We start from the raw sequence: 11,423 nt of genomic DNA, 5'->3' as shown, positions 1-11,423 counted from the left end.
GTAACAGTAGGGAACAACGTTGTTATTGCATCTGGTTCAGTAGTTACGAAAGATATACCGGATAACGTTGTAGTCGGCGGTAATCCAGCTAAAATAATTAAACAAATTGCCGACTAGGTAGTCTTCTGGAAGCCACGTGGTCGGTTCACGTGGCTTTTCATTCACGTTGCCTTATTAAAAGAAACGTCCTAACCTTCACACCCATGATCGACCATGGCCAAGTATTTCCGCTAATACTAGGCACTTGGACAAACACAAGCCTTTCTTCATTATAGAATGGAGTAAGGACGGTGATTGAAATGGCATGCTCGATCAATATCAATAACTTTGTAGTCAATTCCCTTACAAATAATTCAAACATAAATTTTGGTGGTACGCTTCAAAACAGCCATACCGCCAATAGTTCCATAACCGGCGGCAATTTCAACAATGGTGACGGATGCTTGATGTCAAGCAAAAGTATCAACTTCGGCAACGCTGAAAAGACAAAAGAAGATTCCTAGCAAAATAAGAACGAGCCAATTCTCACCATTTTCCATTCTGCCCATCTATAAGCCCCTCCACCTTGTGAAGGGGCAAATTGATTTCACTTGATTATTCCAATATGTGAATAAAAAAAGCATTGGAATTTTGCTCCAATGCTTCTCTAATTTATAGCTCAACTAACTTAGTCGATTACTTTTAATGTTATTTTCATTGCTTCGTGGTCTTCCGCAGCACCACATACAGTAGAACATTTTAATTCGTATTCCCCCGTCTTTTCAGCTGTAAATTCAGAAGGGGCATTTGCGGTCAGGTCAATACCTAATTCTTTATTATTAATGGTATGCATGCCTTCCTTGTTGACCAAATTTATTTTGACTTTCGTTCCCTTTTTTACAACCAACTCTTTATCTGAGGAAAACTCCCAATTATTCGCAGTGATGGTGAACTCATTTCCATCTGCCTTAGTGGATGTTTCAACAGTCTTGTCCTTTGGAGCGGTCGTTGCCTCATCTGTTCCTCCGCAGGCTGCCAGACCTAATGTTAATGCACCTGTTAATAAAAATAATCCAACGATCCTCATGGTATGTAATCTCCTTTATTCTAAATCTAGTCAAACAGATTTTTAATCCCAAGCCCCTCTCTGTTTAGCTATCTTCATCATATGGCGTCCAGCCATTCCTTTCCTTGATTTATGTCAAGGTTTTTAAAAGTATTCTCATGGCTTTTTTCCTCACTTTTCGCGGTCCAAAAAATAGTAGAGCCGCTCCCCGTGGTTTAATCCACATAAATAGGGTTCAGTCCCGTAGCATAAACAACAGAACTGAACCCTATGTAAACACCCGACGCTTCCTTCTACGAAAAGCCATCGGTACCATCCACATGACTCAACTTTTTTTGACCAATTTCTTTAAGACCGGCACGAATCAGCAGGAAGACAACGATCCATGAAGCGGCCGTCAAGAAGATTTGTCCAAAGGGAAACATACCGGTTATTGGCGTATCCCATAGAGCATGCATCAGCACGACTAAGAGAAAGACCCGTAAAAACTTAATTTTAACCAACATATTCAACTGAAATGGATGGGTGCCTTGTACCCTGCAAAAGGCTGCACCTGTCAGAGCGGCCCATGCGACATGCCCGCCGGGAGCTAAAAGACCGCGCCAAAGAATTGTGTTATATAGATTTTGGGCATCCCCGGACATGAGCGACCTCAGGGCATATCCGGCGGTTTCAAATGCGGCAAAACCTGCGCCAACAGCCGCGCCTATTAGCAGTCCATTAAGAATAAACCTGTATTTTCGGTAGCGGACAAAACTTATCACCGTTATTGCTTTAGCCAGCTCCTCGGCGATTCCAATCGTAATCGGATTGATATTATTTTTCAAAATATCGAAAAACACGAGTGCGACCAGCATCGAAAGAATACCTCCGATGAACCCGACAAAAATAACGCGATAAAAGGCGATATTTTGCGGCGCGTTCATCTCCCAGAAGAAGATTAACGTTGTCAACGGAACCGCAGATGCCCCCACCATGATCAGTCCCGGGATAAAGTTCACATTCTTAAAATAGTCGACACCTATGTAAAATCCAGCAAAGGCTAGAAGCGCAATGATGAACACCCTCGCAAAAAGCCAAGGCTTGGGCCATGTATCCTTCACTTCTGAAATTTTAGGCGTCGTAAGAGCTGTTCCTACGATAAATAACCGCTCCGCTTCCAATTCACTATGATTCCGAAAAACACGGGAAAATACGTTTTGAAACTTTGGTTCAATCGATCGTTCAAATCGGGGAACCATATCAACGTAATGGGCAAACTCATAAAAAAAGCTGTTTTCATCCACTTGCGAGTGATTCTTCACAAACGTTTCGCCGCAGCTGATGCAGAACTTTACCCCATCTGGATTTGAATAAACACATTGCGGGCATTTCAACAAACTTCCCCCCACTTGGATGACATCATTAACTTGTCAAAAAAAGTATGCCCAACGATTGGAAATATATTAAAAAAAGTGCCTCATGGTCGAATTAGGAGAATTCGGGATTATGTGTTACACTTTGAGTACCATTTGATTTACTTGTTTACATGTGCCCCGCTCATTAGTGAGTGGGGCTCCTTGTTTTTTAAAAGAAGGCTCTGTTAAGATTTATTGTTGATTTTTTACCACTGTTGATTGGAGCGGAAGCCGCGAGACTCCTGCGGGAGCAGCGGGACAGGTGATATCCCACAGGCGCTTTAGCGCCGAGGAGGCTCACCGCCCGCCCCGCGAACCGCTCGCGGATGTAGCGAAAATCAACAGCCACGTTTAACAGAGCCAAAAGAAAAAACAAAAAAACAGACCCTATAAAGAGCCTGTTTTCGTTTGTTCTACTTATTAAGCTTTACGAACGTTAGCTGCTTGAGCTCCACGTTGGCCTTGCTCAACGTCAAAAGTAACTGCTTGGCCTTCATCTAAAGATTTGAAACCTTCGCCTTGGATTGCTGAGAAATGAACGAATACATCTTCTCCGCCTTCACGCTCGATGAATCCGAAACCTTTTTCTGCGTTAAACCATTTTACTTTACCTTGTTCCATTTTGTTTCCTCCTGCTGTGTGCTTTGCACACATGTGTTACTATCCTTGCACTCAGTGATCATCAAGACGAAAAGTTAATCTTATACTATCCTTTACACCGAACAAAAATAATTCTTCCTAAGCTTAACATCTTTTGAAAGTATTTGCAAGGAAACATGAACAAAACAATTTTTGGCACTCATGAATTTTCACACCTGTGTTCCCCCGGTTCCGCATTCCACCAATCTAATTCCTCCAATGAAGTATTATTTCTGTTGTTGTAAGTTCGGAAATAGGAAATTAGCCGGGGTTTTACCCCCGACTGAACTTGATATCTGGTTATGAAACCACCAATTATTTATCTTTCTTCAACCCTGCCGTCTCCGTGGCGGGCAAATCTACCCGCTTCACGTTCATTGACACGGTCGTACGGCCCCCATGGCCAGCCGCCAAATTGCGTTCGGCGATAGTCATTAAAGGCATAGCGGATTTCCTGTTCCGTGTTCATCACAAACGGACCGTATTGCGCAACAGGTTCCCCAATCGGCTCACCTTCAAGAACGAGAATATAAGCATTCATGTTGCCGTTAGAGATTTCAATTTCCTGATCCCCGGCAAGCTTGACACTGTGGGAAGCTTGTACCGCTGTCCCCTCAACATGGATGGTTTCCCCTTGATAAAAATACACGTTTCTGTTCAATGTTTTAGACACAGATGGCAGGGTAAACTTTGCCTCAGGCTCAAGATGAATAAGATAGATGCCAACATGATGGTGTTGGTCATGAGCCCACGACGCTGCTGCCGGTTCTAAACTTGTTTTTCCTTCAAGGTTTCCGGTAATCAGCCTTACGGTCGTTTTCTTTCCGGCTGCATCTGTTAATTCAATGACAGGAATATCCTCCGCCCACAGCATCTTGTAATCCGGATTGGCTGTTTTATCCTTAGCCGCAAGATTCAGCCATATTTGAAAAAGTTCGAGTGGGTTGTCTTGATCCATATGGACCAGCGGGAACATTTCGGAATGGAGGCAGCCCTTTCCAGTTGTCAGCCATTGCACATCTCCATTCCCATATCGCCCATTAGCCCCCGTTGAATCAAAATGATCCACAAACCCTTCAAGAACGATCGTTACGGTTTCAAACCCTTTATGTGGATGGGCTGGAAATCCTGGTACAGTTTTTCCATGATACATCCGAAAACCATCTTTTGTAGTAAAATCCTCTCCCAAATTCCTGCCTTCCAATGAAGCGTTGGGGCCCTGCTCGCCATTCCCCTGCGGATAAGCGTCTTTATGATGCACGGTCATCAGGAAGGGATCTTCGGTTTGCCACTGAAATCCCAACTTTTGAATATGTAAAATTTTATTATCCGACATACACTTGCTCCTTTCATACTTTTCAAAAAATGTTCTTATTTAGCATCTCACACTGTTATTTGAATCACACCTATGACTAATTTTCCAACGTACAATCATAATGATTCTAACAAAATAGGAGGGGCCGAGGCTATTATCAGGATTTAGCAGGTTACATACTTTTTTCAAAAATTTTAGGAGGGATTTGATTTGGTGCAAATTTTCGTTTTTGTTTTAATTGCTGTTACGTTGGTCTTGTTAAGTATGTTTGTCGATGGGGTAATAGAGTTATATAAGGTGGAAAAAGAAGAGAAAAATCATATGAGTAGAGATGGATTAGACGGCTACTTGGACAAAACGTTCGGTTTCGGCAAGGTTAAACTCTACAAAACAGTCCTTGATAGTGAAGGTAATTTACACTATCTAGTATATTTACCGAAATACGAGTGGTTCAAAGCACCGGAATATCAATGGTTTGAAGTGTTTGCTACCCATACAGGCTATCAGCATTGTGAGTGTGAGAGATAAGAGCCGCAAGCAGAACTAGATGAGCCGTAGTCACGGCTCATCTTACTTCATTCTTATGCCTCTTATTCTTTGCTCTTTGCCTGCGTTTTTCTTTATATAGTTCAAAATCCCAGGTTGACAGGAATTCTTTTGCTGAAGTATAGCCTGACTGGTAGAGAAAATCAGTTTCTTCCTTGTTTAGTACAAAGTCAGTGGCATTGATGTTGCCAGTCGGAATTTGAATCGTGCGGTCAAACGTTTCTTTGTTCATATGCCGTAAATCATGGGCTTGAAGCATCGTTTTAAAAATATTTTTGAAAAGGTGGAGCGGAGTGGAAATCACCGCACCAATGTTCACTTCCTCTTTCACAATATGGAAGCCAAAGGTTGGAAAACGGGGATTGTCTGTATCAAAGATCCAGATGGGGTAGTTACTAAGCAAACCGTCATCTAAAATATAGGATTTTTTTTGGTCCTTGGATTTCCAGATTACTGGACGGAAGAAAAATGGCAGTGAGGCACTCATCTTAACAGCAGTCGAAACTTTTACATCGGCAGGAGTCATTCCGTAGATTTCCAAATCATCTGGAAAAATAAGCATTTGCCCATTCGACACATCCGAAGCAATGATCTTCAACTTTCCATCGGGAAGATCAGCAAACGTCTTAATGCCCTTTTTTGCAAGAAGTGAATCCACCCATGTCTCTAAATAATCATTCTTATACATTCCAAGATGAATCATCAGTTCTAAAAGGATGCCTACAAGGGGGATTCGATTCAGGTTTGTCTTACCTCGAAGCTTCAAGAAATTGATCTCGCTCATCCGGTCTCTAATTTCATTGCTTTTATAGCCACTGGCCAGAAGTGCTGCGATGACAGCGCCAGCTGATGTTCCAGCCAGTCTTTGCCATTGAACATTTTCCTCTTCCATCGCTTGAACCGCACCAATAAAAGCAATTCCCCTGACCCCGCCACCTTCAAAAACAGCATCTGCCTTCAATCATTTCCACCTCCCGATACTTATGACGTATTTTTCGAAACTTACGACATTCACTGTATATAATTGGAAAATAGTTCAAGATCACCGTAAAAAATCCAACTAACATTTTTTATAGCAAAAGCTGCTTAAATTGCGAAGTATGGTGTACAATGAGCGAATTTTGCCCTTCAATAAGCGAATCCAAGAAAGCAACAATCCTTTAGAAAGGAACCTTATGATAAAATTAGATTGGCAACAATGAGCGGAATACCTTTGAAGTATTCAATAGAGTTTCATTTCAGAATGGAGAGTTCTACTTTTTCTGGGGCAATAAACCATATAAGAATAAACTCATAGGAGTGATAGCAGTGAAAAAAGCAAACCACTGTTTTATCGGTGCGGGAGTTCATGCATCAACAAACATTTACCCTTCTGCGATTGAAGCGGGAGCAGCTATACAAGCGATTTCAACACGAAATATCGATCGTTCCAAGGCCGCCCTTCAGCGGTTTGGGAGCACTGGCACACCTTACGATGATTATAAAAAGATGCTAGAAAATGAAGAATGTGGTGGCATTGTTGTCGTTGCTCAACCCGAAGATCATCCTTCACTTGTCCTTGATTGTATCAAAGCCGGAAAAAATGTTTTTGTGGACAAGCCCCTTGGCATGAGTGCGGCGGGAGCGGCTGAAATCGCTCATGCAGCAGAAGCAGCCGGTGTCATCGTAATGGTTGGCTTTATGAAACGTTATGCTCCTTGTTATACCAAATTAAAAGAGTTCATTTCAGACGGTAAACTAGGACATGTAAGATCGTTTCAAGGGAAATTTGCAGTGGACAGTACGCCGTTTTGCAAAAATGAAGAACAATTCATGAAGTTAGTCGCCATCCATTTTATTGATCTTGTACGCTACTTATTTGGCGAAGTGGTCCAAGTAACAGGCTTTAAAAATAGTGACAATGAGTCTATTTCCTATAGTATTTCGTTAAAGTTTGAAAATGGTGTTGTTGGCAGCCTATATTTGGCTGGGATGACTGCCTGGTCACGTGAAAGTGAAACAATGCTTGTCACGTTTGATCACGGATTTGTTATTGCCGATGAAGTAACTTCGCTTACCGTCCATGAATCACAAACTTCCGCTGATTTGCCATGGAAATCTCTTACTGAGTCAGACACTGTATATACACCTTCCGCCACGCCGATGTCTGGAACCCTTAAAGATCTTTATTTACGAGGGTTCGTTGGAGAATTGACTCATTTTATAGATTGTTGTAAAGCTGGCGAAATCCCAACGTCAAATGCACGGGATAATGTAAAGACAATGGCACTCTGCGACCAAATACTGGCTGATATCTTGTAGAAACTTTGTGGGAAAGTCCAAGTACGATGGGGCAAGGTTCCACTGGTCTCGAACCGTCCCCTTGGTTTCCTCGTAATGCTGAAGCATGACAGTCACCTCGTTTAGTGGTAAAATGACAGCTTATTGTATTTCTCAAGAGAGGGTGACATTACCCTTGCCATATAGGAAACTATCATTACTAGGAGGGCATCATGATGTCAAACTTACAAACTATTGAAAAGCTCGAACAGCAAGCGTTCATCGATGTGATTCGGGAACGTCGTTCGGTTCGTGCCTATGATCCGACAGCAGTGATTTCACGCGAGGAAATGACCGAAATACTAGAGCTTGCAACATTGGCTCCTTCGTCTTCAAACCTTCAGCCTTGGCGTTTTTTAGTCATCGATAAGCAGGAGTTGCAGGAAAAGCTTTTGCCAATCGCTTTTAACCAGCAACAGGTAATCGACGCTTCTGCCGTGATTGCTGTTCTTGGCGATGTGGAGAGCTATAAGAAAGCAGAAAAAATTTACGGACATGCAGTGGAAGCAGGCTTTATGCCAGTAGATACGGCTGCATCATTCATCGAGCGTACGGTCGGTATGTACTCAAACTTGCCGCCTGAAACAGCTCGCCAAATTGTCTATACGGATGGTGGACTGGTCTCCATGCAGCTTATGCTTGTTGCCCGTGCCAAAGGGTACGACACGGTTCCAATGGGCGGGTACGATAAAGCAAAGTTTGTGGAAGCTTTCGGAATTGCCGAAAACTATGTGCCAGTGATGCTCATTGCGATTGGAAAAGCAACCAAGCCAGGACATCCAACTACCCGTCTTCCAATTGAGGATGTAACGTTCTTCAACAAAATGCCAGCAGCGGAATAAGCATGAATTACTTTAAAGAACAAGAAGAAACCAGCTTGAAGTCAAGCTGGTTTTTATTAATGGGGATTGAGTTCCGTTAGGTCGCCATATGAATGGTTCTCATTATTTTTCAACCACATGTCCTTGTCAAAGAGTAGAAACGAATGAACCATTACTGTTTCTGCAATTCTTCTTTCTTTTGATGCGCTGCACGAGTAAACTTTTTACTTAAAGCAATAGGAGAATGGGCATTTTCATCATATGGCAGCATCGAGAATGCAAATTCAAAGTTTTCATTTTCCAAGCGATACTGTTCCTGCACTTCTTGACCACAGCTGGCTGAGCCCAGCCCATATTGCTGTTTATCAACATGTAAGGTGATATATGGCTGTTTATATAGATCACATGTATGTGTGGCGGCCTCCAACTGTTCAACCGTATAATAGCTTGCAGTGAAATCAAATGAGGATCCACTGATGAACAATCCTTTTCCACTCTCTTGTGTAAAACTTGCCCATTTTGTTTGATGGCGGTTTCCGTTTTCTTGCGGGAACACGTACGGTGTATGTAAGCCATCAACCGTTGATGACCAAACACTCATCCTTGCCGCCTGCCTGCTATCACTATAGGCTTCATTTGGTCCTAATCCATACCACTGCACGTAATCATAGCTATCTTCTACCACCATCTCCACACCAATTCGCGGCAGGTATTGTGGTCCCTCCCCAGATTTCATGCCCTTGATCTCGACTGCAATTCTTCCATCCGCATAAATGGTGTAGAGATAGGTCACATGGAATCCCCACGCAAGAACCGGTGGTGCCAGTTTAGCTTCACACTGAATGACAACAGATTGGAGGTCTTCACTTAGGCGTGCGTCCGTTCCGATTATTCGATGTTGAATGGCATGGACGCCAAATTCCTTCCATTGTTTTGTAACGGAGCTTGCGTTAAACTCTTCCGATCCCAATAAATCATTATCGATTGGTGCTCTCCAGAAATGTAACCTTGGTCCCTTCGACATCACTAGCTGTCCATCTAAACAAACTTCTTCTATTCGTCCATTTTGTTTATTAAAGGTCAATTCAAAGGCAGGTCCAGCTATTTTCGTTGTAGACGTTTTATCCTGAACTGTTAATTGGCCTGAATATTGCGGTTCAGTCTGAACAAAACGAGAGATTGGGAGTTCATATTGTGACCATGCAACCGTATGACCTGAATCAGCCCATCGTGTCTTTTCTTTCGTCTTCCAAACGAGATTTAACCAATAATCTGTATTTTCCTTCACCACTGTCGGTAAATGAATCGGTAAGTCAACCACTTTGGCCGTGTTTGCAGGAATGTCTGGAACATCGACTATTCCGCATTCAAGGATTTGCCCGTCAGCTTCAATAAACCACTCACACTGTAACGTTGATAAATCGGAAAAATCGAATCGATTTTGGATCAGGATGGTGTTTTCTTTATCATTAAATTGGGATGTGACAACGGGTTCAATCACCTTTTTAAATTCAGCTAAGGCCGGGGATGGCTCACGATCCGGCCGAATCAATCCATCGATCACAAAGTTTCCATCATGTGGTGTCTCTCCAAAATCCCCGCCGTATGCAAAATATTCCTTACCCTCTTCTGTATATTGGCGTAAACCGTGGTCAACCCATTCCCAAACAAAACCGCCCTGTAATCGATCGTAGGCATAAAAGGTCTCCCAATATTCTTTAAAACCACCTGGGCCATTGCCCATTGCGTGGGCATATTCGCATAAAATATGAGGCTTGTTTAAGTAGGTTAATCCCCCAATTACCTTTAATTTTTCAATTGGCGTGTACATGGACGTATGAACATCCGTTGCTACAGGATCCTTCTTTGGGACAAAGTTATCCTCCAACAACATTTCCCTCGTCTCTCCTTCATAGTGGACCAGTCGTGAAGGGTCTCTTCTTTTTGCCCATTCATACATCGCAACATGATTTTGTCCAAAACCGGACTCATTCCCTAGTGACCACATAATGACGGAAGGATGGTTTTTATCTCGTTCTACCAATCTTTCCATTCGATCTAAATAGGCATGTTTCCATGCTGGATCATTACTTAATACATGTGGCTGCCCAATCTTGGTCAACCCATGACACTCAAGATCAGCTTCATCAATCACATAAAAGCCAAATTGATCACAAAGATCATAGAATCTTGGGTCGTTTGGATAATGCGCGGTTCGGACGGCATTAATATTATGCTGTTTCATTAACACTAAATCCTCAATCATAGAACGTAATGGGACAGCCCTTCCGTAATCTGGATGGGCATCATGTCGATTTACACCTTTAAACATAATAGCTACACCATTTACGAGTAATTGACCGCCTTTAATCTCAACCGTCCTAAATCCGCATTTTTGTGGAATAACTTCTACCACTTCCCCCGCAGGATTTAGCAGAGTAACCACCACATCATATAAGAAAGGAGTTTCAGCATTCCATGATTTCACTTGATCCAAATGGATTGAACCTGTCACCATTTCGGCCGCTGCACCTTGTTTGTGTAATGCAACAACAGTGCCCTCCTGTTGGATTTCCACTTCGACTGCATGATCTTGATATACTCCTGACAAAGCAATCTCGAAATCAAGTCGGCCATCTTGATAATCATGTTCCAAAGTACCATTCAAAAACAGATCACGGACATAAGTATCCGGTTTTGAGAGAATATAGACATCCCTAAATATTCCGCTTAACCACCACATATCTTGATCTTCAATATAAGAAGATTCGGCCCATTGATAGACACGTACCGAGATCCGATTCTCGCCTTCTCTTACAAAATGAGTAATATCAAACTCTGATTGCAGTCGGCTGCCTTGACTATACCCTGTGAAATATCCGTTCACCCAAACATGGAAAGAGCTATCAACACCCTCAAACATCAGATGTACCTTCCCTTGTAAGGCTTCCTTTGTGATAGTAAAGGTTCGGCTGTATGATCCCGTTGGATTCTCTGACGGAATATACGGAGGTTCAACTGGAAAAGGATACTGGACATTTGTATAATGCGGTTTTCCGTATCCTTTTAATTGCCAATGTGACGGTACGCTAATATCTGCCCAATGATCAGTGGAGTAATCCTCCTGGTAAAAATCACTCGGCGATTCCATCGGTGAGTTCGCGTAATGAAATTTCCAATTCCCATTGAGCAATAAGAAACCCTGTGAGTCCCCTCGCTCAAACGTAAGTGCTTCTTGTTTGCTTTTATAGCTAAAAAAGGATGACCTGGCTTGCAGTCGATTCTTATGTAACACATTCAAGTTATCCCAATCTTGTTGTACACTCATTTTCATTCCCCTT

General features: G+C 42.5%; 10 protein-coding genes and 1 pseudogene. 4 read left to right on the top strand and 7 right to left on the bottom strand.

The features are described from left to right. Positions 1 to 117, top strand: a pseudogene (locus ACO1D1_RS20690) (acetyltransferase); the annotation flags it as partial. 40 nt (positions 118 to 157) lie between these two features. On the opposite strand, the gene ACO1D1_RS20685 reads toward ACO1D1_RS20690, so the two are convergent. The 5 genes from ACO1D1_RS20685 to ACO1D1_RS20665 form a co-directional block, all read right to left on the bottom strand. Next, positions 158 to 361, bottom strand: coding sequence for a hypothetical protein (locus ACO1D1_RS20685; RefSeq protein ID WP_423336931.1), 204 nt, complete (start codon positions 359 to 361; stop codon positions 158 to 160). A 306-nt stretch (positions 362 to 667) separates the two neighbouring features. After that, positions 668 to 1,066 carry a hypothetical protein gene (locus tag ACO1D1_RS20680; RefSeq protein ID WP_423336923.1) on the bottom strand — a complete coding sequence of 133 codons (399 nt, stop codon included), beginning with the start codon at positions 1,064 to 1,066 and terminating at the stop codon, positions 668 to 670. A 272-nt stretch (positions 1,067 to 1,338) separates the two neighbouring features. Beyond that, positions 1,339 to 2,421 (bottom strand): PrsW family intramembrane metalloprotease, encoded by a 1,083-nt coding sequence (locus ACO1D1_RS20675; RefSeq protein WP_149872020.1) that lies wholly within the window; start codon positions 2,419 to 2,421, stop codon positions 1,339 to 1,341. 441 nt (positions 2,422 to 2,862) lie between these two features. Further along, complete coding sequence (locus tag ACO1D1_RS20670) at positions 2,863 to 3,063, bottom strand: cold-shock protein (RefSeq protein ID WP_027322891.1); 201 nt, start codon at positions 3,061 to 3,063, stop codon at positions 2,863 to 2,865. A gap of 337 nt (positions 3,064 to 3,400) precedes the next feature. Beyond that, positions 3,401 to 4,417, bottom strand: coding sequence for a pirin family protein (locus ACO1D1_RS20665; protein ID WP_423336922.1), 1,017 nt, complete (start codon positions 4,415 to 4,417; stop codon positions 3,401 to 3,403). A gap of 189 nt (positions 4,418 to 4,606) precedes the next feature. On the opposite strand from ACO1D1_RS20665, the gene ACO1D1_RS20660 reads away from it, so the two are divergent. Continuing rightward, positions 4,607 to 4,924: a hypothetical protein gene (locus tag ACO1D1_RS20660; RefSeq protein WP_149872022.1), complete on the top strand. Its 318-nt coding sequence runs from the start codon at positions 4,607 to 4,609 to the stop codon at positions 4,922 to 4,924. A 37-nt stretch (positions 4,925 to 4,961) separates the two neighbouring features. Here the strand turns inward: ACO1D1_RS20660 and ACO1D1_RS20655 are convergent, their stop codons facing one another. Continuing rightward, entirely contained in the window at positions 4,962 to 5,903 is a 942-nt protein-coding gene (locus ACO1D1_RS20655; protein ID WP_149872023.1) for a patatin-like phospholipase family protein, read from the bottom strand. A 347-nt stretch (positions 5,904 to 6,250) separates the two neighbouring features. Here ACO1D1_RS20655 and ACO1D1_RS20650 point away from each other — a divergent pair, with 347 nt between their 5' ends. Further along, positions 6,251 to 7,243 (top strand): Gfo/Idh/MocA family protein, encoded by a 993-nt coding sequence (locus ACO1D1_RS20650; protein ID WP_423336921.1) that lies wholly within the window; start codon positions 6,251 to 6,253, stop codon positions 7,241 to 7,243. A 194-nt stretch (positions 7,244 to 7,437) separates the two neighbouring features. After that, positions 7,438 to 8,103 (top strand): nitroreductase family protein, encoded by a 666-nt coding sequence (locus tag ACO1D1_RS20645; RefSeq protein WP_423336930.1) that lies wholly within the window; start codon positions 7,438 to 7,440, stop codon positions 8,101 to 8,103. A 151-nt stretch (positions 8,104 to 8,254) separates the two neighbouring features. Here ACO1D1_RS20645 and ACO1D1_RS20640 read toward each other — a convergent pair whose 3' ends face one another. Then, positions 8,255 to 11,410, bottom strand: a complete 3,156-nt coding sequence (locus tag ACO1D1_RS20640) for a glycoside hydrolase family 2 TIM barrel-domain containing protein (protein WP_423336920.1) — start codon at positions 11,408 to 11,410, stop codon at positions 8,255 to 8,257. Positions 11,411 to 11,423: the final 13 nt, after the last annotated feature.

Source organism: Neobacillus sp. 19 (assembly GCF_049463095.1).
In the GTDB taxonomy this organism is placed as follows: domain Bacteria; phylum Bacillota; class Bacilli; order Bacillales; family Cytobacillaceae; genus Neobacillus.
Note: the sequence above shows the minus strand (reverse complement) of the source record. Positions and strands in the feature narration are given on the sequence as shown.